The organism is uncultured Sphingomonas sp. (assembly GCF_964244265.1).
Classification (GTDB): Bacteria; Pseudomonadota; Alphaproteobacteria; order Sphingomonadales; family Sphingomonadaceae; genus Sphingomonas.
Window position 1 is genome coordinate 40,834 of sequence record NZ_CAXTHV010000007.1, and the last position, 22,149, is coordinate 62,982.

A 22,149-nucleotide genomic window follows, 5' to 3' on the forward strand; every position below is an offset into this window, starting at 1 on the left:
GTTCAGGTCCTAACAGGGGGAGTCAAGGCTGGTGAACGGCCGGCATGTGCTGATTGCTGATGATCATCCGCTATCACGCGAGGGCGTTGCGCTTGCCGTACGGGCTGCCCTGCCCGGCATCACGATCGACCATGCCGGATCGATCGGCGAAGCCGAACAGGCGATTGCCCGGCGCAAGACCGGCTATCGGCTGGTGCTTCTGGACCTGGTTCTTCCTGATGCGCACGGTTTTTCCGGATTCTTTCGGTTGCAGCATCTGCTTGGCGCCGTCCCGATCGTGATCGTATCGGCGCATCGCCACAAGAGGATTGTCGAGGCTGCCGGAGTCCTCGGCGCTGCCGGTTTTCTGCACAAGGTCATGCCGCTGGACGATCTGGCGGTGGCGTTGCGAGACATAATCGAGGGCAAGGCGATCTTCCCGCCGATGGATATGCCGGCGCTCGATGCACAATCCGCGCGCGACCGAATCACCACGCTGTCCGGTGCCCAGCTCAGGGTCATGCTGGCGCTCGCCGGCGGCCGTCTCAACAAACAGATCGCCAGCGACCTCGACATCACCGAGGCGACGGTCAAGGCGCACCTGACCTCGATCTTCCGTAAGCTCGGCGTGCACAACCGGGCGCAGGCGCTCCTCGCCATGCAGCCCCTGCTCGGCGACTCCGGGCCTCACCCAGCATGACGACCGGTCTCGACGCCATGGCGCCGCAGCGGCCCAGCATCCTGCGCTTTGTGCTGCTCGCCCTGGCCGTGCCGGTGATCCTGGGAGCGGTTTCGTCCTGGCTGGGATCGGAATATGCGACAATCGAGAAAATGCGGCTGCAAGCCCGCACGTCGTTCGATCGCGAAATCCAGACGATCATGCTCGTTGCACGGATTGTCGATGCGGAATCGAGCCAGCGCGGCTTCGTGATCACTGGCTATCTGCCGTTTCTGAACGGCTATGTTCGGGCGCGGGACGAGGTGATGCGCGCTTTCGAAAAGCTCCAACGCACACGCGCCGGCGTATCAGACCAGGAACGGCTGCGCGCCGAGTTGCGTGGCCTTGCCGTGCGGCAGTTCGCGAAGATGGACCGGGTCGCGGCGGTGCGTCGCGATCAGGGACTCGAGGCGGCCGTCCGGCTGGTTCAGGCGACGCGCGGCAGGAGCTTGATGGATGAAATGCGCGCGGTATCGGCCAGAATGCTGGCCCTTGCCGAACGCGAACGCGCCGCCCGGGTCGACGCCTATCGACGGCGCGTGGACGTCGACCGCCTGTATATGTGGATCGCTATCATGGTGGTAGGATTGCTGCTGCTTGCAGCCGCCATCATGCTCTGGCGGCAAAGCAACGCCCGATACCTCTTGCGCCTGGCAGCCCATGGCGTGGCCGAGCGCAACCGTTCGATCCTCGACAGCACGATCGACGCCATCGTCATCGTCAATCCCGACGGAACGATCGAGACAATCAACGCCGCAGCTTCCGCCATGCTGGGCTATCGACCCGAAGAACTTGAGCACCGCGATGTGTCGGTGCTCGTCCCGCGGTCTGCGGGCTCGACCGCGTTTCACGAACAGATCGGTCTGTTGGATGGTCGACTGGCCAATCGCTATCTTTCGGATTGCAAGATTGTTCATCGCGATGGCCATGAGATCCCGGTCGACATCGCGCTTGGTATCATGCGGCCTCCCGACGGCGATCATATCGTCGCTTCGGTCCGCGATATTTCGGATCGGAAGCGGATCGATCGCATGAAGGACGAATTGCTGTCGACTGTGAACCACGAATTGCGTACACCGCTGACCGCGGTCATCGGGGCGCTCGGTCTGCTGCGCGCAGGCACGGCGGGCACGATCCCGCCATCGGCGACCCGCCTGATCGAGATCACCGAGAACAATTCGCGACGGCTGATCCGGCTGATCAACGACATGCTCGACATCGACCGGATCCAGTCCGCCCGGCTGCACCTGGAACGGCATCCGATCGATCTGCGCGAGGTCGTGACGCAGGCATGCGGGGAAGGCCGGGGATTGGCCACCGCCGCGGGAGTCAAGATGGCCTGCATGGTGCCCGAAAGCGTTGTGACGGTAGCCGGTGACGCGGATCGCCTGCTCCAGGTAATCACCAATCTGGTTTCCAATGCCGTTCGCGTCTCTCCTCCTGGGGGCGTCGTTACGATTGGGCTGACCACCGCCCCGGCAGGAAGCGCGCTCGTCACGGTCGACGATGAAGGCCGCGGCGTTCCCATGGAATTCCGCGGCCGAATCTTCGGACGGTTCGAGCGCGCCGAAGGAGAACGGGGCGCCGGCAGTGGACTGGGCCTCGCCATTTCGCGCGAGATCGTCGATCGGCACGAAGGTTCGTTGTGGTTCGAAGACCGCCCGCAAGGCGGAACGCGCTTCGCCTTCACGCTCGATGTCGTCCGCGACCGGGAAGCCGATCTGTACGCGATGGAGGCCCGGCAATCTTGATCGCCGCGTCGATCAGATGAGCGCGGTCCTCAACCTCCTCTATGTCGATGACGATGCGGACATTCGCGTGATCGTCGAAATGGCGCTCGCGCTCGATCCCGCGATGGTCGTCCGGACCGCCCGATCCGGCAGCGCGGCGCTCGCTCTCGCCAGCGATCCGGCCTGGCGGCCCGACGTGCTGGTGCTCGATGTCATCATGCCCGAAATGGATGGGGTGGCGACGTTGCACGCGTTACGCCGGCTGCCCGGACTGGACAGGACCCCGGCCTTGTTCATGACCGCCAAGGGGCGCGCCGCCGACATCGCTTATTATCGCGAAGAAGGCGCGACCGGGGTCATCCTGAAGCCGTTCGACCCCGTCCATCTGGCGGCCGAAATCCGGACGCTGATCGCCCGCCCCTGAAGCCGGCCCTGAAGCCGGCCCTGAAGCCGGCCCTGAAGCCGGCCCTGAAGCCGGCACTGCCACCAAAATGAGACCTTAATCATCGACTCCCGTCCTTGCCGCAGTTTACTGATCGCCGGACATTGCCGTAACGTAGATGCGCGTACGCAATCGAGCCGAACGGACGGTGCCGCCGGAAGATCCAGGGAGCCGCCATGACGGATGAAGGAAGGTCCCGTTCCCCCAGGCGTTTTGGGGCAAAAGGCGCGGGTCGCCGACGCGCGACTGGGTTTGCCGGTGTCGATCGCAATGCGGGATCAGAATCCGGCGTGGCCGCGCGACTTTTCGGGCTTGGGCAGATGCTGGCGACGCGCGTCGAGACGCCATCGGTGGCAACGGCGGGCGAATTGCGGATCCTCCCGATCCACATCGATACGCCGATGGATCCGCGCCTGCAGCTGGCGATCGCCAATCGACGCAGCGGCAAGCCGGGCCTGACCCTGGCCTCTACCGACGCGGACGAGGTTGCGGTCGTCGCGCGCGTCACCGCGCCGCAGGCATGGGAGGCCATTCCCGACCTGTTGCCGGGCAGCATGCTGGGGCAGGTCGCGGACGGATCCTGGATCGTCACGGGCCGCGTGCCGATCATCCGGGCCGAGGCGATCCGCAACGATCCTTGCGTGATCAGCATGAAGGCCGCGCAACCGGTGCGGCCGACCCTCGGCGCAACGATCGCCGCGATGCATGTGGCCGCCGCCGACCTGGACGCGGGAACCGATGCGAAGGGCGGCAGGGACGTGATCGTGGGCATCGTCGATTTCGGATGCGACTATCTGCACGGCAATTTCCGCTCGGCGAGCGGGAAGACCCGGATCGAGAAGATCTGGGACCAGGCCGGTATCGCGAAGCCCGACAGCCCGTTCGGCTATGGCCGCGTCCATACCGCCGCCGATATCGACGCCGCGCTTGCCACCGACACTCCCTATGCGGCGCTCGGCTATTTTCCTGCGCCGGACAATGCGGCTCAGGTGGGGACGCACGGAACCCATGTCATGGACATTGCCGCCGGAAACGGTCTGGGCAGCGGGCAGGCGGGTGTCGCGCCCGAAGCGACGCTGATCTTCGTGGAGGCATCGACGAACGACATCAACTGGACCGGACCGGATGCCGTGAACCAGTCCTTCGGCGATTCGGTTCACCTGCTTGAAGCGGTCCGGTACATTTTCGATCAGGCGGGCGAGCGGCCCTGCGTGGTCAACCTGAGCCTCGGCACCAATGGCGGTCCGCACGATGGCAGTTCGCTGGTCGAACAGGGCCTCGATGCGCTGGTCGGCGAAAAGCCCGGCCGGGCGGTCGTGATTGCCGCCGGCAATTCCCAGGCCGATGATATCCACACGAGCGGCACGGTCGAACCGGGTGCCGATCATGACATTGCCTGGCTCCAGAACAGTGAAGGCGGCGGCGAGTTCGAGCTCTGGTATCCCGGCGCCAGGTCGCTGCAGGTGACGCTGGTCGCGCCGGACGGCACCCAATTCGGTCCGCTCTCGCACAACGACAATCTCCCGATCGGCGCCAACGGGCGGATTTCGATCTTCATCAGCAGCCGTCAGGACGATCCGAACAATCACGACAACATGATCGGCATCTACCTGGCCGAGCGCATGTCGACCGATCCATGGCTGGTGCGCCTGCGTTCGCTCGACGAGGCGGCGGTGGACTATCACGCCTGGATCGAGCGAATGGACGGCAGCCAGTCGGCTTTTGCCAATCCCGTCCCGACCCATAATCTGGGCTCGATCTCGACCGGGCATCAGAGCATCGTCGTCGGCTGCTATGACGCCCACAAGCCGAGCTTCCCGCTCTCGAGCTTCTCCAGCACCGGCCCGACGCGCGACGGCCGCGACAAGCCGGAGGTCTCGGCGCCCGGCCAGAATGTCGTCGCCGCCCGATCGCGCACCGGCAATGGCGTGACCCGCAAATCCGGGACGAGCATGGCCGCGCCGGCGGTGACGGGGCTGGTCGCGCTCATCTTGGCCGAAGCCGCGGGCAAGGGGCTCAGGATGACCGTCACAGAGCTGAGAGAGCGGCTGATCAAGACGACGCTCGGCAATCCGCCGCCTTCGGCTCCGGCGGCATGGGACGCGCGTTACGGCTTCGGCCGCGCCGATGGCGGCGCGATCGCATGATCGACGCGACCCGCAACGCGGCGCTGCTTGCGCACATCCGGGGCGAACCTTATGTTGATCGCCGGATCACGGGTGCGCGACGATGCCGACCGATTTCAATTCGCTCAAGAAGATGGACGTTCCGGCCGCCGCCCTGGCCGGCTTCAAGGATGCGATCGATCGCCGCGGTGCGATCGTCCGGCTGCACGACGGCGTGGCGGCGCCGCTTTATGTCGACCTGTCCAGGACGGCGGGTAACATCTATACGACCAGGGTCAACGCCGACCAATGGTCGCGCCTCAAGTCCGACCCGACCGTCGCGGACGTCAGGCTGGCGCAAGTCGAGCGTCTCATCGAATAGCCGCCCTGCCCATGTCGGGCTGGAGTTCGGGCTCGAGCTTCGCCCGTTGTCGGCCAAGCGCGACGCGTGTTGCGGCGGCGCCTAGGTAGGGTGGCAATGCGCATATTGGACGCGGCGAGCCGAGCGAAAGTTCAGCAGGCGATCGATCAGAACCATGCCGAGCTTGCCCAGACCGAAGGGTTCGTGAGCGCCGAGCCGGGCTTTCCGATCGTCGATGGGGCGATCCTGCGCGAACCCGCAGTCATCGTTTTCGTCCGCCACAGGAAACCGGCGGACAGCCTGCTCGCGGAGGATCGGGCGCCGCGCCAGATCGGATCCTACCGCGTCTGCGTCCTGCAGGCCGACCCGATGCAGCAGATCGCGGCGACGGACGGCCTGCCCGATGTCATGGCCATGGTCGAGGCGTCGGTCGACAACCTCACCTACGAGCCGATCGACGACAATCCGATCGATACATTGTTCGAGGTGAAAGGCAGCTTTCTCTGCCATGTCGGCCCCGATGCCGGCTGGCCGACGCTCAAGCCCTTTCTTGAAGGGACCAGGCATAGCCTGTCCGTGGCGATGTACGATTTCAACGCCGATTATATCGCCAAGACGTTCATCGACACCGTGCGCGGCAACGACATCACGGCCGTCTTGACGTGGGACGACGGCATGACCGCGCCGGAGACGGCGATCCGCACGAAGCTTCGCTCCAGCCTGCAGGGCCTGCTCGACGGATGGATCGTCCAATGCGGCGGCGGGCGACGGTTCGCGAGCGCGTATCACGAAAAGGTCGCGGTCCGCGATGCGGCCTCGTTCTGGCTGTCGAGCGGGAATTGGAGCCTGCGCAGCCAGCCGAACATTGATCCCATCGGCTTCCCCGCGCAAGCCCGCGGCATGTATTCCAAGGGCAACCGCGAATGGCACGTGATCGTGGACGACGCCGATCTCGCGCAATTGTTCGAACGCTACATCCGTCACGATCGCGACGGGTCGGAGCAGGAGAAGCGGGAGGGCGATGCCGGCGCGCAGCTCGACGTAGAGACGCCCGTCCGGCTCCCGGACGTGTTCGTGCCCATCGACCGGCTGGTCGACCTGCCCGATCTGGCGGCGGCGCCCGACCCGGTGGCGCCCCGGTCGCTGCCGTCCACCGCACGCGCAATCAAGGTCCAGCCGGTGCTCACGCCGGATAATTACCTGGGCAAGATCATGGATTTGCTGAAAGGAGCACGGAAGTCGATCTATCTCCAATACGCCTACATCACCTATAGCGCGGCCATCCAGGACAAGCGCTTCACCGAAATGCTCGAGCTGCTCGGCACGCTGTCCTATCGCCATGACCTGGATGTCCGGATCATCGTCGGCAGTACCGATGCCGCCAACAAGGTCCGCAAGCTGGTCGAATCGGGCTATCGCGACACCGTCTTCCGGATCCAGGGCAACATCCACAACAAGGGCATCATCGTCGACGGTGAGATCGTCCTGGTCAGCAGCGCCAACTGGTCCGGGGATGGCGTGCTGCGTAACCGCGATGCCGGTCTCATCCTCTACGATGCCGAGATTGCCGATTATTATCGGTCGGTATTTCTCGACGACTGGGACAATCGCGCCCGGGCCAACCTTGACGAGGACAAGCCCGTCCTGGTCGCGGGGGAAGGCGAGGCGCCGCCGGCCGGCATGGTCCGGATGAGCTGGCGCGATTATTACGGCTGATCGCCGGACCGGCGGTCCATCCCGCCGCGGGAGCGACCGGTCGCCCTCACCGATTGCCGACCGCCTTCCTATATGCACGATCGCGAATGGTCTCGCGGCGGATGAGGAAGGGCGGAGCGATGCAAAAGCGCATTCTGGGCGGCGGGCTCGAGGTTTCCGCGATCGGCTTCGGCTGCATGGGCCTGAACTCAAGCTATGGCCAGGCGCTGGACCGAAAGGACAGCATCGCCCTCCTGCGCGAGGCGGTGGACCGGGGCGAGACCTTTTTCGACACGGCCGAGGTCTATGGCCCCTATACCAACGAGGAAATCGTCGGCGAGGCGCTTAAGCCGGTGCGCGACCGCGTGGTGATCGCCACCAAGTTCGGGTTCGATATCGTCGACGGCACGCTGGCCGGCACGGACAGTCGCCCCGAGCATGTCCGGGCAGTGGCGGACGCCTCGCTGAAGCGGCTGGGCATCGAGCGGATCGACCTGTTCTACCAGCATCGCGTCGATCCGGCGGTGCCGATCGAGGACGTGGCGGGCGTCGTCGGCGATCTGGTCGCCGCGGGCAAGGTCAAGCATTTCGGGCTGTCGGAGGCCGCCGCCGACACGGTGCGCCGCGCGCATGCGGTGCACCCGGTGACCGCGCTCCAGAACGAATATTCGATGTGGACGCGCGACCCCGAAGCCAATGGCATCTTCGCGGCATGCGAAGAGCTCGGCATCGGGCTGGTCGCGTACAGCCCGCTCGGCCGCGGCTTCCTGACGGGGGCGATGGGCCGGGACACCAAGCTGGGTGACAAGGATTTCCGCAAGATGTTGCCGCGGTTCACGCCGGCGGCGATGGCGACGAACCAGGCGCTGGTCGACCTGCTTCGGCGGATCGCCGGGGACAGACGGATCACGCCGGCGCAGGTCGCGCTGGCCTGGATCCTGGCGCAGAAGCCGTGGATCGTACCGATTCCCGGCACCACCAAGCTCAGCCGTTTCGACGAGAATTTTGCCGCCGCCGATGTCGCGCTTGATTCAGCCGATCTGGCCGGGATCGAACGCGCGCTGGCGGAGATCGCGGTGGAGGGCGAACGCTATCCCGCGCCGCTGATGGCCGCCAACAACCGCTGATCGCCCGTCATTTGCGATAGGTGGTGAACGATCCCAGCGCGCAGCTGCCGGTCGGGAAATGGCCGGTCTGGTCCACCGTCCGGGCTATGTCGCCACGGCACAGCCGGCCGCTATTGGATATCGTGACCAGGACGTCGCCCCGCGCTACGCCCTCGCATCCGCCGGTGGTGGCATTGACGTATTTCAGCCGGTCGCTGACGCGATAGACCAGGCTGTCGCCATAGGCCTTCAGGCCCGAGGTCGCGCTCCGGTCCTGCAGGCAGTCGGACGTCGATACCGCTCTCAAGCCCGTCAGTTCGCCGGCCAGCGCCTGCTGGCTGGCGGCTGCCGCGGCTTGGGCGCGCGCCGTCTGGGCGGGGGTCTGGGCACAGCCGGCCAGGCCGGCGGTGGCGATCAGGGAAAGGGCCAGCATTCTCATCATATGCTCCATCATCCACCCCCCTCCTTATATAACGCATCAGCCTGGAAAAGCATCCTTCGCCGCGCGGCGTTCGGCGAATTGCGCGACGGAGACGGCGCGCATGAAGGGATTGGTCGCGCATTCCTCGCCGATCGTGGTCGGAATCGTCGGCAGACCGTTCATCCGCGCGAGTTCGACCTCGCTCAGCCGGTCGGCGATCGCCGCATTGCCGGGCTCGGTGCTCAGGGCATAGCGCGCGTTGGCCAATGTATATTCATGCGCGCAATAGACCATCGTCTCCGGCGGCAGCGCGGCGAGCCGCTGCAGATTGGCATGCATCTGTCCGGCGCTGCCCTCGAACAGCCGTCCGCAGCCCATGGCGAACAGCGTGTCGCCGGGGAACAACAGCGCCCCGTCGGCGAAATGATAGGTGACATGCCCGGCGGTATGCGCCGGCGTTTCGAGCACCGTCGCGGCATGATCGCCCAGCATCACCGTATCGCCTTCGGCGACCAGGCGGTCGGCGGTGGGAATGCGGTCGGCCTCGGCGGCGGGCGCGGTGATCGTCGCTGCCGTCGCCTCCTTGATCGCGGCGTTCCCGCCGGTGTGATCGGGGTGCCAGTGGGTGTTCCAGATCTGCCCGATCCGCCAGCCGCGCGCCGCCGCCTCGGCCAGCACCGGATCGGCCTCGCCCGGGTCGACGACGACCGTATCGCCGCTGGCCGGATCGTGGACCAGCCAGATGTAATTATCGGTCAAGGCGGGGATGCGGATTATCTCGAGCGGCATGGGCGGCCTCACCATTCGCCGCTATTGGGCATCGATGCCCAGGGTTCGGCCGGCGCCAGCCTGCCGTCCTGGAGCAGCTCGATCGAGATGTTGTCGGGGGTGCGCACGAACGCCATGTGGCCATCGCGCGGCGGGCGGTTGATCACGTGGCCGGCGTCCATTATCCGCCGGCACGTCGCATAGATGTCGTCGACGCGATAGGCGAGATGACCGAAATTGCGCCCGCCGGCATAGTCCTGCGCATCCCAATTGTGCGTCAGCTCGACCTCGGCGCGGCCTTCGTCGCCGGGCGCCGCCATGAAGATCAGCGTGAAGCGGCCCTGGTCGTTGTCGACGCGGCGCACTTCCTTCAGCCCGACCAGGCCGAGGAACGCGATCGTCGCCTCTGGATCGGTAACGCGGATCATCGTGTGGAGGTATCTCATGACGCTGGCTCCGGCATATCGGGGGCAAGATAGGAAGCGCCCGGCGGCGATGCCAGCGCCACCAAATCCTCGACCGCGCGGATCAGGAGCGCGATGTCGGCGTCGCGCGACAGGCGGTGGTCGCCGTCCTCGACCAGCAACGTCTGCACGTCGGCCGCGTCGAGCAGCCCGGCGACGTGCGCGCTGCGGACCCAGGGCACGTGGGGATCGGCCATGCCGTGGATCAGGCGGACCGGCTGGCCGATCGCGATCCGCCCGAACGTCATCCGCGATGCTTCGCCCGAACTCCAGAAGGCACGGGTATAGACGGTGGGGTCGGGGCCGTAAGGCGACGCCCGTTCCAATTGCCCTTCGGTAAGCAGGCGCATCTTCTCGTCGGTGGTGAAGCCCCAGTCGGTAAAGTCGGGCGCGATCGCGATGCCGACCAGGCCGGCGACGAGATCGGGATGGTCGCGCGCCAGCATCAGCATCAGCCAGCCGCCCATCGACGACCCGACCAGGATAGCGGGCCGCCCGAGCAGGCCCAGCATCGCCAGCGCATCGTCACGCCAGCCGGTCAGCGTCTGCTCCGCGAACACGCCCTCGCTCTGGCCGCAGCCGGCATAGTCGAACCGCAGGAAACCATGGCCGGCGCCTCGTGCCCAGGCCTCCAGCGCCAGCGCCTTGGTCCCCGTCATGTCGGAGGCATAGCCGGGCAGGAACAGGAGCGGCGTCCCCGCTCCCTCGGTCAGGTGATAAGCGAGTGCGGGGCGCGGGGAGTGGGTCATGGCCGGTATCTACGATGCTCCTGTCGCCTGCAACAGACGCTCCGGACGCCGGGAGAAATGCGCGGCCTGCCCCAGGACGATGGGTTCACGTCAGCTCCCCCTGGACGGGCCGGTGAAGATGTCTTCGACCGCGGGGGATCGCTGTTCCCGCCCGCCCGCCCCGGTCGCGGCGGCGCTCGCCAGGCGGTCGGCGCGTTCGTTGTCGGGGTGGCCGGCATGGCCCTTGACCCATTGCCACTCGATGCGGTGCGGCTCGGCCGCCGCGAGCAGCGCCTGCCACAGATCGGCGTTCTTGACCGGTTTCCGGTCGGCGGTGCGCCAGCCGTTGCGGCGCCAGCCATGGATCCACTTGGTGAGGCCATCCATCACGTAACGACTGTCGGTCGACAGCGTCACGCGGCACGGCCGCTTGAGCGCGTTCAGCCCCGCAATCGCGGCGGCCAGTTCCATGCGATTGTTGGTGGTAAGCTTCTCGCCCCCCGACATCTCCCGCTCCGTACCGCCCATTCGCAGCACCACGCCCCAGCCGCCCGGCCCCGGATTGCCCTTGCACGCGCCGTCGGTCGCTATCTCGACATGGTCAAGCTCGGTCATGCGAACAGATCGGCCCCCGTGCGCCGGTAGAATTCCAGCCGGCGGACATAGGCCATCGGGTCCTTGCGCGTCACCAGCGCATCGGCGGGGGTGTTGAGCCAATCCCAGGCACGCGTAAGCGCGAACCGGATCGAGGCGCCCATGCACAGCAACCGGAGCTGGCCGCGCTCGGCGTCGGACAGCCCGAAGCCGTTCCGATATCCGACCAGGAGCGCATCGCCGATGGCGCGGTCGAATGTCCGGCCGTCGGCATCGAACGACCACGCGCTGTGCATCACCGCCAGGTCGTACAGCCTGAGGTCGGTGCAAGCGAAATAGAAATCGATCAGCCCGCTCACCTCGTCGCCGCGCATCAGCACGTTGTCGGGAAACAGATCGGCATGGATCGCGCAGCGGTCTCCATCGTCGTTCCAGAACGGCAGCGTGCCGTCCAGGCCGCGTGCCAGCGTGCGGCGCAGGCCGGGGTCGATGGCATCGAGTCCCGCGCCGCATCGCTCGAACAGTGGCAGCCAGGCATCCATGCCGAGCGTGTTGGGCCGTTCCAGCGGGAAATCGGCCAAAGCGGCGTGCATCCTGCCCATCGCGCGGCCGGCGGCTTCGGCCTGGACCGGGGTCGGATGCGACAGCGACAGGCCGGGCAGGAACCGGATGAGGCAGGCCGGGCGCCCCTCCAGCTGCTGGATCTCGACGCCCCTGCGATCCTTGATTGCCGGCGGGACCGGCAGGCCCCTGGCGGCGAGATGATCGAGCAGGGCCATGAAGAACGGCAGGTCGGCGGCCGCGACGCGTTTTTCATACAGCGTCAGGATGAAGCGGCCGGTCGTCGTGTCGACCAGGTAATTCGAGTTCTCGACACCCTCGGCGATACCCTTGGCCGATACCAGGTCGCCGACGTCATAGCGCGCCAGGAAGGCCGTAAGCGCTTCGGCCGAGACATGCGTGTAGACGGCCAAGCGCTATCTCGGCCCCTAAGCGGCCGCGTCCAGCTCGCGGGGCAGCTTGAAGGCGATCGTCTCGCGCGTCGTTTCCTCCTCGCGTTCGATGACTTCATAGCGCTCCGCCAGCCGCTCGACCAGTTCGCGGACCAGCATTTCGGGCGCCGACGCGCCCGCGGTGATGCCCAACGTGCCGATGCCGACCAGCCAGTCCAGATCGAGGTCGGCGGCGCGCTGGATCAGCAGCGCGGGAACGCCCTGGCGCTCGGCGACCTCGACCAGGCGCAGCGAATTGGACGAATTGGGCGCGCCGATCACCAGCAGCGCGTCGCACGAACTGGCAATCGCCTTGACCGCCGCCTGGCGGTTCGACGTGGCGTAGCAGATGTCCTCGCCGCGCGGCGCCTGGATTGCCGGAAAGCGCCGCCGGAGGGCGGCGACCACCGCGGCGGTGTCGTCGACCGACAAGGTGGTCTGGGTCAGGAACGACAGAGTGTCGGGATCGGCCGGCACCAGCGTCTCGGCGTCGGCGATCGTCTCGACCAGGGTCATCGATCCCGGCGGCACCTGGCCGAACGTGCCGACCACTTCGGGATGGCCGGCATGGCCGATGAAGACGATGTGCCGCCCGGCCGCGACCAGCCGCTCGGCCTGGCGATGGACCTTGCTGACCAGAGGACAGGTGGCGTCGAGATAGGACAGGCCGCGCGCCGCGGCCGCCGCCGGCACCGACTTGGGAACGCCGTGGGCGGAAAACACCACCGGCAGGCCGTCGGGCACCTGGTCCAGCTCCTCGACGAACACCGCCCCCTTGGCCTTCAGCGTGTCGACCACGAATTTATTGTGGACGATCTCGTGCCGGACATAGACGGGCGCACCGTGCTTCTCGATCGCCAGCTCGACGATGCGGATCGCGCGGTCGACCCCCGCGCAGAAGCCGCGCGGCGCCGCGATCAGCAGTTCCAGCACCGGTTTCAGCTCGTCGGCCATCGGCGGAAGCTCTACGCGATTGCTTGCGCGAGGCAAAGCCGGTTCCTATGGTATCGGCCGCGCAACCAGGGGCCCTGGCCGGAAGGCTGCGGCCCCTGCCCGTTTCGAAGAGGTATGCCGGCCGTGTCAGTACGTTTAGCCGTGTCAGTACGTTTACTTGCCGCCCCGATCGCCGTCGCGCTGGTGCTGGGCGGGTGCGCCGGAAAGGGCGACCTGGACGTGTCGGAGGCCGGCGCCGGGGTCACCGCGGTGCGCACCGCCTGTCCGTCGGTGGCGATCCCCGCCGCGACCGGCGACGTCACGTTGTTCGACCCCGTGGCCAGTCGCGAGGCGACGGCGATCGACGTCGTCGCGGCGATGACCGAATTGCGTTCGACCTGTGGCGATGTCGGTGCCGACGTCGTCACCAACGTCACCTTCACCGTGCTCGCGCGCCGCAGCCGGGCGGAGGGTGCGCGCGACGTGACCCTGCCCTATTTCATCACCATGGTGCAGGGCGGGACCGCGGTCGTCGCCAAGCGCGTCGGCCGCGTCGTCGTCCATTTCGACGCGGGCCAGACGCGCGCCTCGGCCGGCGGCTCGGCCAGCACCTCGGTCACGCGCGACGCCGCGACGCTGTCCGACGACGTCAAGCGCCGCATTACCCAGCGGCGCAAGGCGGGCCGCGAGGAGGCCGCGATCGATCCGCTGAGCGCGCCCGACGTGCGCGCCGCGGTGCTGCGCGCGACGTTCGAGGCGCTGGTCGGCTTCCAGCTGAGCGACGAGCAGCTCAAGTACAACGCCACGCGATGACCCTGATACGATGATCCCCGTGCCGGCACTTGCCCTGCTGACGGGCAAGGTCCGGCCGTTCGCGCGCGGCGAGACGAGCGCGATCGACAAGCGGCCGGTCGCCGGCCGGGTGCATATCGGCCGGCTGGGGATCACGGCCGACCAGCAGGCCGATCACCGTCATCACGGCGGCCCCGACAAGGCGCTGCACCATTATCCGCACGACCATTATGCCCGCTGGCGGCGCGACCGTCCCGACCAGCCGCTGCTCGCCGGGCCGGGCGCGTTCGGCGAGAATCTGTCGACCGATGGTCTGGTCGAGACCGCGGTGTGCATCGGCGACCGCTTCCGGCTGGGCAGTGCATTGATCGAGGTCAGCCAGGGCCGCCAGCCGTGCTGGAAGCAGGGCGAGCGGCTGGGCTGGCCGGCGCTGCCGGCGCTGATCGTGCGCGAGCGGCTGAGCGGCTGGTATTATCGCGTCGTCGAACCCGGCGAGGCCGCGGCCGGCGACGCGCTGACGCTGGTCGAGCGCGTCCATCCCGACTGGAGCGTGGCGCGCGTGTTCGGGCTGCTGGTGGCGGGCGACCATCGCCGCGATCCGACAGCGCTCGGCGTGCTGGCCGGTATGGCGGCGCTGTTTCCCGGCTGGCGCAAGCGGGCAGGTGACCTGATGGCGAAAGGGTGAACCGGGCGTCGTTCGCCGATTGACTCGCCTGCCGCGCCGCGCCACACCGGCGCCAGTCGCTGACGACGCGGGAGAGTGCGGGTTCGACCCGCCGCCGAAGGAGCAACCGCCCCGGAATCTCTCAGGCAAACGGACCGCGTTTGTCGACAGCGACGCTCTGGAAAGAGTCCCCGTGCGGGCTCCCGTCAAAGTATCGCTTTGATGGGACCCAAAGCGGGGGCCGCCGAAGGGGTAACCCGGCGCGTTCGCGCACCGGCGAAAGCTCTCAGGTTTCCGTGACAGAGGGGGCGGCGGACATCGGCCCGGTTCGGGGCGTTGTCGCGCCGTCATCTGTGTGCGGAAAGAAGGTGCCCGGGGTGAGCGACGACAGCGACGCCGAGATCGAGCTGCAGGAGCTCCCGCTGGACGGCTGGCACCGCGCCCGTGGCGGGCGGATGGTGCCGTTCGCCGGCTATCACATGCCGGTCCAATATGAAGGCATCATGGCCGAGCATCTGTGGGTGCGCGGATCGGCCGGGTTGTTCGACGTCAGCCATATGGGCCAGTTGCAGCTGTACGGCGAGGGGCTGGACGAGGCGCTTGAGGCGCTGATCCCGGCGGATGTCAGAGGGGTGAAGCTGGGCCAGCAGAAATATTCGATGCTGCTGGCGGAAAATGGCGGAATCCTGGACGACCTGATGTTCGCGCGCTGGCCGGACAGCATCTACATGGTCGTCAACGGCGCGGTGAAATATGACGATATCGCGCATCTGCGCGAGCATTTGCCCGACGAGATCACGATCAACCATCTCGACGATCGCGCGTTGCTGGCGTTGCAGGGGCCGAAGGCGTTCGAGGTGCTTCGGCGCCACGTCACCGGCGAATGGCCGCTCGACGTCCTGGTGTTCATGATCGGCGGCCGGTTCGAGATTGCCGGGGTCGATGCGTGGATCAGCCGCTCGGGCTATACGGGCGAGGATGGCTTTGAGATATCGATTCCGGCGGACGCCGCGGAACGGATCGCCGATCTGCTGACCGCTGAGCCGGAGGTCAAGCCGATCGGTCTCGGCGCGCGCGATTCGCTCAGGCTGGAGGCGGATCTGCCGCTTTACGGCCACGATCTCGACCCCGAGACGACCCCGATCATGGCCGCGCTCAACTTCGTCGTCGCCAGCAAGCGTCGCCGCGATGAGGCGAACTTCCCCGGCGCCGAGCGCATCCTGATGGAGCGCGAGGCGGGCGCGGCGTCGCGACGCGTCGGGCTGGTCGTTGCGGGGCGCCAGCCGGTCCGGGAAGGGGCGACGGTACTCGACGCCTCGGGCGCGACGGTCGGCAGGGTCACGTCGGGCGGGTTCGCGCCGACGCTCGGCGCGCCGATCGCGATGGCCTATGTCCCCGCCGCGATGGCCGTGCCCGGCACCCCCATCCGGCTGTCGCAACGCGGCAAGGTCCATGACGCGACCGTCGCCGCCATGCCCTTCGTCCCCCACCGCTATGTCCGAGGAGCCAAGTGAGATGAGCCGCTATTTCACCGAGGATCATGAATGGGTCGAGGTCGACGGCGACGTCGGCACCGTCGGCATCACCGATTACGCGCAAGGCCAGCTGGGCGACATCGTGTTCGTCGACGTGCCGGAGGAAGGGAAGACGCTGGCCAGGGGCGACCAGGCGGCGGTGGTCGAAAGCGTCAAGGCCGCGTCCGACGTCTATTCGCCGGTGTCGGGGACGGTGATCGACGGCAATGCCGAGCTCGCCGACAATCCGGCCTTGGTCAACGAGGACGCCGATGGCGAGGGCTGGTTCTTCAAGCTGACGCTAAGCGACCCGGGTGAGGTCGACAGCCTGATGGACGAAGCCAGATACGCGGCGTTCGTCGCGAAGCTGTGATCCTGGGCGTCGCCCCGGCGGAGGCCGGGGCCGCTTCGCGACGAAGTGCCGCCCGACCAACCTAACGGCCCCGGCCTCCGCCGGAGCGACGGGAATTTGATGTGCGCTACCTGCCCCTGACCCAGCCGGACCGCGACGCGATGCTATCCGTCATCGGCGTGGAATCGATCGACGACCTGTTCGTCGACGTGCCCGCCGAGGCGCAGCTCGACGGGCCGATCCGCGACCTGCCGCTGCACGCGTCGGAGCTGGCGGTCGAGCGTCACATGACCGCGCTCGCGCACCGGAACCTGGCCGCGGGCGATGCGCCGTTCTTCCTCGGCTGCGGCGCCTATCGCCACCATGTCCCCGCCAGCGTCGACCATTTGATCCAGCGCGGTGAGTTCCTGACCGCCTATACCCCCTATCAGCCCGAGATCGCGCAGGGCACGTTGCAGATGCTGTTCGAGTTCCAGACCCAGGTCGCCCGCCTGCTCGGCACCGACGTCGCCAATGCCAGCATGTATGACGGCTCGACCGCCTGCTGGGAGGCGATCGGCATGGCGCGGCGGATCACCCGGCGCGGTAAGGCGATCCTGTCGGCGGGGCTGCACCCGCATTATGTGTCGGTCGCGAAGACGATGGCGAAATATGCCGGCGACCAGCTCGTCACCGCCTTGCCGGAACTCACCGTCAGGACCGATGTCGACCGGCTGATCGCGGAGATCGACGATGACACCTCGTGCGTCGTCGTCCAATATCCCGACATGCTCGGCCGCATCGCCGACCTCAAGCCGCTGGCCGATGCCTGCCACGCGAAAAAGGCGCTGCTGGTCGCGGTGGTCACCGAGCCGGTGGCGCTTGGCCTGCTGAAATCCCCGGGCGAGATGGACGCCGACATCGTCGTCGGCGAGGGCCAGTCGCTGGGGGTCGGGCTGCAATTCGGCGGGCCCTATGTCGGCCTGTTCGGCTGCAAGGACAAATATGTTCGCCAGATGCCCGGACGGCTATGCGGCGAAACGCTGGATGCCGAAGGCAAGCGCGGTTTCGTGCTGACGCTGTCGACCCGCGAGCAGCATATCCGCCGCGAAAAGGCGACGAGCAACATCTGCACCAATTCGGGGCTGTGCGCGCTGGCCTTCTCGATCCACATGACCTTGCTGGGCGAGGCGGGGTTGCGTGCGCTGGCGGCGACCAATCATGCCGGCGCAGTGGCGGCGGCGGAACGGCTGGCGCAGGTGCCGGGGGTCGAACTGGTCAATGACTCGTTCTTCAACGAATTCACGTTGAAGCTGTCGAAGGAAGCGCACCCCGTCGTTCGAAGGCTCGCAGATAACGGCATTCTTGCGGGCGTGTCGCTCGGGCGGCTTTATCCTGGGGCGGACGGCCTCGTGAACGGCTTGGTCGTCGCGGTCACCGAAACCACCACGGCGGAGGATATCGAGACGCTTGCCTCCGCGCTGCAGGAGGCGCTGGCATGAGCATCAACCAGAGCGGCTGGCGGCCGACCGCCCCGGAAGCCGGCGAGAACAACGGTCGGACCTTCACCGGCAATCGCGCGCTGATGCTCGAAGAGCCGCTGATCTTCGAGATCGGCGATGCCAGCACGACAGGCGTCGATTTCGAAATCCTCTCGGGGGAGGAATTTCCAGGGGGACTCGCCCGCACCGCGCCGATCGGTTTGCCCGGCCTCAGCGAACCCGAAACCGTCCGCCATTACACCCGCCTGTCGCGGCAGAACTATGCGATCGACCTTGGCCTGTTCCCGCTCGGCTCGTGCACGATGAAGCACAATCCGCGGCTCAACGAAAAGATGGCGCGGCTCCCCGGCTTTGCCGACGTCCACCCGCTCCAGCCGGTCGACACGGTGCAGGGTGCGCTCGGCGTCATCAACGAGCTCGCCTTCTGGCTGATCCACCTGACCGGCATGCACGGCGTCGCGATGACGCCGAAGGCCGGCGCGCACGGCGAGCTCTGCGGGATCCTCGCGATCCGCGCCGCGTTGGAAGCCAAGGGCGAGGGCCACCGCAAGGTCATCCTCGTCCCCGAAAGCGCACACGGCACCAACCCCGCCACCGCCGCCTTCGCCGGCTATCAGGTCGAGGATATTCCCGCGACCGCCGAGGGCCGCGTCGACCTCGCCGCGCTCGGGGCCCGGCTCGGCCCGGACGTCGCGGGCGTGATGATCACCAACCCCAACACCTGCGGGCTGTTCGAACGCGACATGAAGGCGATCTCCGATGCGGTCCACGCCGCCGGTGCTTACGTCTATTGCGACGGCGCGAACTTCAACGCGATCGTCGGGCGGGTGCGGCCGGGCGACCTTGGCATCGATGCGATGCACATCAACCTGCACAAGACCTTTTCCACCCCGCACGGTGGGGGCGGGCCGGGCTCCGGTCCGGTGGTGCTGTCGGCGGCGCTGGCGCCGTTCGCCCCGCTGCCGTTCGTCATCCGGCAGGCCGACGGCCACCTTGCGCTGATCGAGGAGGAGAATGCCGGCGACGACCACCCGAGCAGCTTCGGCCGGATGACCGCGTTCCACGGCCAGATGGGGATGTTCACCCGCGCGCTCACCTACATCCTCAGCCACGGCGCCGACGGCCTTCGGCAGGTCGCCGAGGATGCGGTGCTCAACGCCAATTACATCCTGCGCAGCCTCGAGGACACGCTCGACGCGCCGTTCGCGGGCTCGGGCCCGTGCATGCACGAGGCGATCTTCAGCGACGCGGGGCTGCCCGAAGGTTTCTCGACGATCGACATCGCCAAGGGGCTGATCGACGAAGGCTTTCACCCGATGACGATGTACTTCCCGCTGGTCGTCCATGGCGCGATGCTGGTCGAGCCGACCGAGACCGAGAGCAAGGCCGCGCTCGACCAGTTCATCGCCGCGCTGCGTTCGGTGGCGGAGCGGGCGAAGGCCGGCGACCCGGCGCTCAAGTCCGCCCCGCACTTCGCGCCGCGCCGGCGGCTCGACGAAACGCTGGCCGCGCGCAAGCCGGTGCTGGCGTGGAAGGATCCGATGCTGGCCCAAGCCGCCGAATAGGAGGATCGATGAACGTCCAGACCGCATCGCCGGGCGGATTGCTCAGCTACCTGGTCCCGATCGCGATCTTTGCGGTGATCTTCTTCTTCCGCGCGCGCCGGATGTCGCAGACGCGACCGCTGAAGCTCGAATATCTGTGGATGTTCCCGACGCTGTACCTTGTCGTCACGATCCTGATGCTGGTGCAATTTCCGCCGACGCCGGTGGGGTGGGGCATCTGCGCGGCGGCATTGGCGGTAGGGGCGGCGCTCGGCTGGCAGCGGGGCAAGACGATGCGGATCACGGTCGACCCCGTGACCCACGCGCTCAACCAGAAGGCATCGGTCGCGGGCATCGCGTTCATCTTCGTGCTGATCGCGGTGCGCGCGGCGGTCCGCGCCGAAGGGGTGGCGATGCACCTCAACGTCGCGCTGCTGACCGACGCGCTGGTGGTGCTGGCACTCGGCCTGTTCGCGACGCAGCGGATCGAGATGTACCTGCGCGCCAGACGGCTGCTCGACGAGGCACGCGCCGGGCAAGGCTGATCGCGGCCTGCCCGTTGGGGGCCGATCGGTCGGCGGCAGCAGGGGCGCCCGGCATTGACCCGCTTTGGGTTGGCGCTATCGACTCGTCCGATGATCAAGCATGCCCTTGCCGTCACGCGCGCCGCCGATTTCGCCGCCTGGTATCAGGCGGTCGTCGCCGAAGCCGACATGGCCGAGGATTCGGGGGTGCGCGGGTGCATGGTGATGCGGCCCTGGGGCTATGGCATCTGGGAACGCATCCAGCGCCTGCTCGACGCGCGCATCCGCGACCTCGGCTATGACAATTGCTATTTCCCGCTGTTCATCCCGCTCTCGTATTTCGAAAAGGAGGCCCAGCATGTCGAGGGCTTCGCCAAGGAAATGGCGGTCGTCACGCACCATCGGCTGATCCCCGACGGCAAGGGCGGGCTGATCCCCGATCCGTCGGCGAAGCTGGAGGAGCCGCTGATCGTGCGGCCGACCAGCGAGACGGTGATCGGCGCCGGTTTCTCGCGCTGGATCCAGTCGTGGCGCGACCTGCCGGTGCAGATCAACCAATGGGCCAATATCGTGCGGTGGGAAATGCGCACGCGGATGTTCCTGCGCACCGCCGAATTCCTGTGGCAGGAGGGGCATGCCGCCTATGCCGGCGCCGACCAGGCGCGCGACGAGACGATGAAGGCGCTCGACCTCTATCGCGACTTTGCCGAGACGTGCTGCGCGATGCCGGTGATCGCTGGCGAGAAGCCCGAGCATGAACGCTTTCCCGGCGCGGTCGCGACCTGGTCGATCGAGGCGATGATGCAGGACGGCAAGGCGCTCCAGGCCGGCACCAGCCATTTTCTCGGTACGCATTTCGCCGACGCGCAGAACATCCGCTTCCAGAATGCCGAGGGCCAGTTCGCGCTCGCCAACACGATCAGCTGGGGCATGTCGACGCGGATGATCGGCGGGCTGATCATGACCCATGGCGACGATGACGGCCTGCGCGTGCCGCCGCGCGTGGCGCCGTGGCAGGTGGTGATCGTGCCGATGCTGCGCGACGTGCCCGAGGACGCGGCGCTGATCGACTATTGCCGTGACCTCCAGCGTCATTTGGCGGCGGCCGGCGCGTTCGGCGAGCCGCTGCGCGTGCAGCTCGACCTCAAGGCGGCCAGGCCCGCGACCAAGCGCTGGGGCTGGGTGAAGAAGGGCGCGCCGATCGTGATCGAGGTCGGCGCGCGGGACATGGCGAGCGGCAACGTCTCGGTCATCCGCCGCGACCGATTATACCGCGAGGATGGCAAGCTCAACAGCACGGCCATACCGCTCGGTGAGTTCGTGGCCGGCGCGGCGGCGATGCTGGAGGCGATCCAGGCCGAGCTGTTCGCCGAGGCCAAGGCGCGGCTCGACCGCGGCATCATCCGCGACATCGCCAGCTTCGCGGCGCTGGCCGCCCATTTCGGCGGCGAGGGCGATGCCGGCTGGGCCGAAGTCGCCTGGGCGCGCCCGACCGGCGCCGAACTCGATGCGCTCGTCGAGCGGCTGAAGCCGCTCAAGGTCAGCGTGCGCAACGCGCCGCTGGACCAGGCGCCGGCCGAGGGCGCGTGCCTGTTCACCGGCCGCCCGGCGGTGGAACGCATCCTGATCGGTCGCGCCTACTGATGGTCATGCCGATCGGCCATGGCTCGCTGGGGCGGGTGCGCGAGAATTTCGCGCGGCAGTTCACGCCCGACGGCAGCGGCTATGTCTATCGCCGGGGCACGCGCGGGCCGGCGATCCGGCTGGCGGCGGCCGAGCGCGACGATCTGGTCGCCGAGTTCAACCGCGGGCTGACCATCCTGGTGGTGGTAACGGTCGTCGGGGTCATCGGCGGGGGGAGCCTGCTGGCGGCGCAACCCGATCTGTTGCCGGCCGCCCTCCGGCCCTGGCAAGAGGCGGTCCTCGCGGGCATGACGGTGATCGTGGTGCTGGTCGGCTGGTGGCACCTCAACACCGCGCCCGACCGCGCAATCGGCACGCGTCCGCCCGTCGCGCCGGCGCTTGGCAAGAGAGAGCGGCTGCGGGCGAACATGCGCGGGCTGGACTGGTCGCCGCTGGCGCTTGGTGCGCTCCTCGCAACGGGGCTGATCGTGCGCGTCGCAGGCTTCGAGCGCGAGCCGCTGTCGGCCGCCAATATCGGCTGCATGGCGCTGGGCATCGTGCTGCTGATGGCATTTGCCGGCTTCGCCTGGCTCAAATACCGGATGCGCTGAACCCGGTT

The 22,149-nt window shown here is 67.4% G+C and carries 23 protein-coding genes and 2 riboswitches; of the genes, 16 read left to right on the plus strand and 7 right to left on the minus strand.

Annotated elements, in window-relative coordinates:
- Positions 1 to 31: 31 nt before the first annotated feature.
- The 7 genes from ACFE7K_RS04260 to ACFE7K_RS04290 all read left to right on the plus strand — a co-directional run bounded on the left by ACFE7K_RS04260 (position 32) and on the right by ACFE7K_RS04290 (position 8,157).
- Positions 32 to 679: a LuxR family transcriptional regulator gene (locus ACFE7K_RS04260; protein WP_375396922.1), complete on the plus strand. Its 648-nt coding sequence runs from the start codon at positions 32 to 34 to the stop codon at positions 677 to 679.
- Entirely contained in the window at positions 676 to 2,448 is a 1,773-nt protein-coding gene (locus tag ACFE7K_RS04265; RefSeq protein WP_375396923.1) for an ATP-binding protein, read from the plus strand. Before ACFE7K_RS04260 ends, ACFE7K_RS04265 begins: the two co-directional genes overlap by 4 nt.
- A gap of 16 nt (positions 2,449 to 2,464) precedes the next feature.
- On the plus strand, positions 2,465 to 2,851 hold the full coding sequence (locus ACFE7K_RS04270; protein WP_375396924.1) for a response regulator: 387 nt from the start codon (positions 2,465 to 2,467) through the stop codon (positions 2,849 to 2,851).
- A 308-nt stretch (positions 2,852 to 3,159) separates the two neighbouring features.
- Complete coding sequence (locus ACFE7K_RS04275) at positions 3,160 to 5,016, plus strand: S8 family serine peptidase (protein ID WP_375396925.1); 1,857 nt, start codon at positions 3,160 to 3,162, stop codon at positions 5,014 to 5,016.
- Between the two features lie 82 nt (positions 5,017 to 5,098).
- The gene (locus tag ACFE7K_RS04280; RefSeq protein ID WP_375396926.1) at positions 5,099 to 5,356 is read left to right on the plus strand and encodes a hypothetical protein; all 258 of its coding nucleotides are present in this window, start codon (positions 5,099 to 5,101) and stop codon (positions 5,354 to 5,356) included.
- A 96-nt stretch (positions 5,357 to 5,452) separates the two neighbouring features.
- Entirely contained in the window at positions 5,453 to 7,051 is a 1,599-nt protein-coding gene (locus ACFE7K_RS04285; RefSeq protein WP_375396927.1) for a phospholipase D-like domain-containing protein, read from the plus strand.
- Positions 7,052 to 7,170: 119 nt separating this feature from the next.
- Positions 7,171 to 8,157, plus strand: a complete 987-nt coding sequence (locus tag ACFE7K_RS04290) for an aldo/keto reductase (RefSeq protein WP_375396928.1) — start codon at positions 7,171 to 7,173, stop codon at positions 8,155 to 8,157.
- Positions 8,158 to 8,164: 7 nt separating this feature from the next.
- On the opposite strand, the gene ACFE7K_RS04295 is transcribed toward ACFE7K_RS04290, so the two are convergent.
- The 7 genes from ACFE7K_RS04295 to ispH all read right to left on the minus strand — a co-directional run bounded on the left by ACFE7K_RS04295 (position 8,165) and on the right by ispH (position 13,057).
- Positions 8,165 to 8,575 carry a hypothetical protein gene (locus ACFE7K_RS04295; RefSeq protein ID WP_375396929.1) on the minus strand — a complete coding sequence of 137 codons (411 nt, stop codon included), beginning with the start codon at positions 8,573 to 8,575 and terminating at the stop codon, positions 8,165 to 8,167.
- A gap of 39 nt (positions 8,576 to 8,614) precedes the next feature.
- The gene (gloB, locus tag ACFE7K_RS04300) at positions 8,615 to 9,346 is read right to left on the minus strand and encodes a hydroxyacylglutathione hydrolase (RefSeq protein WP_375396930.1); all 732 of its coding nucleotides are present in this window, start codon (positions 9,344 to 9,346) and stop codon (positions 8,615 to 8,617) included.
- Positions 9,347 to 9,354: 8 nt separating this feature from the next.
- Positions 9,355 to 9,771 carry a VOC family protein gene (locus ACFE7K_RS04305; protein WP_375396931.1) on the minus strand — a complete coding sequence of 139 codons (417 nt, stop codon included), beginning with the start codon at positions 9,769 to 9,771 and terminating at the stop codon, positions 9,355 to 9,357.
- Entirely contained in the window at positions 9,768 to 10,538 is a 771-nt protein-coding gene (locus ACFE7K_RS04310) for an alpha/beta hydrolase (protein ID WP_375396932.1), read from the minus strand. Before ACFE7K_RS04310 ends, ACFE7K_RS04305 begins: the two co-directional genes overlap by 4 nt.
- Positions 10,539 to 10,628: 90 nt before the next feature.
- Entirely contained in the window at positions 10,629 to 11,132 is a 504-nt protein-coding gene (rnhA, locus tag ACFE7K_RS04315) for a ribonuclease HI (protein WP_375396933.1), read from the minus strand.
- Positions 11,129 to 12,085 (minus strand): homoserine kinase, encoded by a 957-nt coding sequence (thrB, locus tag ACFE7K_RS04320; protein WP_375396934.1) that lies wholly within the window; start codon positions 12,083 to 12,085, stop codon positions 11,129 to 11,131. The genes rnhA and thrB overlap by 4 nt, the downstream gene beginning before the upstream one ends.
- Positions 12,086 to 12,100: 15 nt before the next feature.
- Complete coding sequence (gene ispH / locus ACFE7K_RS04325; protein WP_375396935.1) at positions 12,101 to 13,057, minus strand: 4-hydroxy-3-methylbut-2-enyl diphosphate reductase; 957 nt, start codon at positions 13,055 to 13,057, stop codon at positions 12,101 to 12,103.
- 114 nt (positions 13,058 to 13,171) lie between these two features.
- Between ispH and ACFE7K_RS04330 the strand changes: the two genes are divergently transcribed.
- The 9 genes from ACFE7K_RS04330 (at position 13,172) to ACFE7K_RS04370 (ending at position 22,141) form a co-directional block, all read left to right on the plus strand.
- Positions 13,172 to 13,849: a hypothetical protein gene (locus ACFE7K_RS04330; protein WP_375396936.1), complete on the plus strand. Its 678-nt coding sequence runs from the start codon at positions 13,172 to 13,174 to the stop codon at positions 13,847 to 13,849.
- 10 nt (positions 13,850 to 13,859) lie between these two features.
- Positions 13,860 to 14,513 (plus strand): MOSC domain-containing protein, encoded by a 654-nt coding sequence (locus ACFE7K_RS04335; RefSeq protein WP_375396937.1) that lies wholly within the window; start codon positions 13,860 to 13,862, stop codon positions 14,511 to 14,513.
- A gap of 58 nt (positions 14,514 to 14,571) precedes the next feature.
- Positions 14,572 to 14,660: riboswitch (glycine riboswitch) on the plus strand.
- Positions 14,661 to 14,805: riboswitch (glycine riboswitch) on the plus strand.
- A gap of 64 nt (positions 14,806 to 14,869) precedes the next feature.
- Positions 14,870 to 16,006, plus strand: a complete 1,137-nt coding sequence (gene gcvT / locus ACFE7K_RS04340) for a glycine cleavage system aminomethyltransferase GcvT (RefSeq protein ID WP_375396938.1) — start codon at positions 14,870 to 14,872, stop codon at positions 16,004 to 16,006.
- Position 16,007: 1 nt separating this feature from the next.
- Complete coding sequence (gene gcvH / locus ACFE7K_RS04345) at positions 16,008 to 16,379, plus strand: glycine cleavage system protein GcvH (protein WP_375396939.1); 372 nt, start codon at positions 16,008 to 16,010, stop codon at positions 16,377 to 16,379.
- Between the two features lie 101 nt (positions 16,380 to 16,480).
- Positions 16,481 to 17,839 carry an aminomethyl-transferring glycine dehydrogenase subunit GcvPA gene (gene gcvPA, locus ACFE7K_RS04350; RefSeq protein WP_375396940.1) on the plus strand — a complete coding sequence of 453 codons (1,359 nt, stop codon included), beginning with the start codon at positions 16,481 to 16,483 and terminating at the stop codon, positions 17,837 to 17,839.
- Positions 17,836 to 19,404 carry an aminomethyl-transferring glycine dehydrogenase subunit GcvPB gene (gene gcvPB / locus ACFE7K_RS04355; RefSeq protein ID WP_375396941.1) on the plus strand — a complete coding sequence of 523 codons (1,569 nt, stop codon included), beginning with the start codon at positions 17,836 to 17,838 and terminating at the stop codon, positions 19,402 to 19,404. Before gcvPA ends, gcvPB begins: the two co-directional genes overlap by 4 nt.
- A gap of 8 nt (positions 19,405 to 19,412) precedes the next feature.
- Positions 19,413 to 19,928 (plus strand): CcdC protein domain-containing protein, encoded by a 516-nt coding sequence (locus tag ACFE7K_RS04360; protein ID WP_375396942.1) that lies wholly within the window; start codon positions 19,413 to 19,415, stop codon positions 19,926 to 19,928.
- Between the two features lie 90 nt (positions 19,929 to 20,018).
- The gene (locus ACFE7K_RS04365; RefSeq protein WP_375396943.1) at positions 20,019 to 21,551 is read left to right on the plus strand and encodes an aminoacyl--tRNA ligase-related protein; all 1,533 of its coding nucleotides are present in this window, start codon (positions 20,019 to 20,021) and stop codon (positions 21,549 to 21,551) included.
- On the plus strand, positions 21,551 to 22,141 hold the full coding sequence (locus ACFE7K_RS04370) for a hypothetical protein (RefSeq protein ID WP_375396944.1): 591 nt from the start codon (positions 21,551 to 21,553) through the stop codon (positions 22,139 to 22,141). The genes ACFE7K_RS04365 and ACFE7K_RS04370 overlap by 1 nt, the downstream gene beginning before the upstream one ends.
- Positions 22,142 to 22,149 lie beyond the last annotated feature (8 nt).

Coding starts and splice junctions, on each gene's coding strand:
- ACFE7K_RS04305 (WP_375396931.1), bottom strand. CDS start 9,771: ATGAGATACCTCCACACGATGATCCGCGTTACCGATCCAGAGGCGACG.
- ACFE7K_RS04265 (WP_375396923.1), top strand. CDS start 676: ATGACGACCGGTCTCGACGCCATGGCGCCGCAGCGGCCCAGCATCCTG.
- gloB (WP_375396930.1), bottom strand. CDS start 9,346: ATGCCGCTCGAGATAATCCGCATCCCCGCCTTGACCGATAATTACATC.
- ACFE7K_RS04370 (WP_375396944.1), top strand. CDS start 21,551: ATGGTCATGCCGATCGGCCATGGCTCGCTGGGGCGGGTGCGCGAGAAT.
- ACFE7K_RS04365 (WP_375396943.1), top strand. CDS start 20,019: ATGATCAAGCATGCCCTTGCCGTCACGCGCGCCGCCGATTTCGCCGCC.
- rnhA (WP_375396933.1), bottom strand. CDS start 11,132: ATGACCGAGCTTGACCATGTCGAGATAGCGACCGACGGCGCGTGCAAG.
- ACFE7K_RS04270 (WP_375396924.1), top strand. CDS start 2,465: ATGAGCGCGGTCCTCAACCTCCTCTATGTCGATGACGATGCGGACATT.
- ACFE7K_RS04330 (WP_375396936.1), top strand. CDS start 13,172: ATGCCGGCCGTGTCAGTACGTTTAGCCGTGTCAGTACGTTTACTTGCC.
- ACFE7K_RS04310 (WP_375396932.1), bottom strand. CDS start 10,538: ATGACCCACTCCCCGCGCCCCGCACTCGCTTATCACCTGACCGAGGGA.
- gcvPB (WP_375396941.1), top strand. CDS start 17,836: ATGAGCATCAACCAGAGCGGCTGGCGGCCGACCGCCCCGGAAGCCGGC.
- ACFE7K_RS04295 (WP_375396929.1), bottom strand. CDS start 8,575: ATGAGAATGCTGGCCCTTTCCCTGATCGCCACCGCCGGCCTGGCCGGC.
- ACFE7K_RS04285 (WP_375396927.1), top strand. CDS start 5,453: ATGCGCATATTGGACGCGGCGAGCCGAGCGAAAGTTCAGCAGGCGATC.
- ACFE7K_RS04360 (WP_375396942.1), top strand. CDS start 19,413: ATGAACGTCCAGACCGCATCGCCGGGCGGATTGCTCAGCTACCTGGTC.
- ACFE7K_RS04280 (WP_375396926.1), top strand. CDS start 5,099: ATGCCGACCGATTTCAATTCGCTCAAGAAGATGGACGTTCCGGCCGCC.
- ACFE7K_RS04290 (WP_375396928.1), top strand. CDS start 7,171: ATGCAAAAGCGCATTCTGGGCGGCGGGCTCGAGGTTTCCGCGATCGGC.
- gcvH (WP_375396939.1), top strand. CDS start 16,008: ATGAGCCGCTATTTCACCGAGGATCATGAATGGGTCGAGGTCGACGGC.
- ispH (WP_375396935.1), bottom strand. CDS start 13,057: ATGGCCGACGAGCTGAAACCGGTGCTGGAACTGCTGATCGCGGCGCCG.
- ACFE7K_RS04335 (WP_375396937.1), top strand. CDS start 13,860: ATGATCCCCGTGCCGGCACTTGCCCTGCTGACGGGCAAGGTCCGGCCG.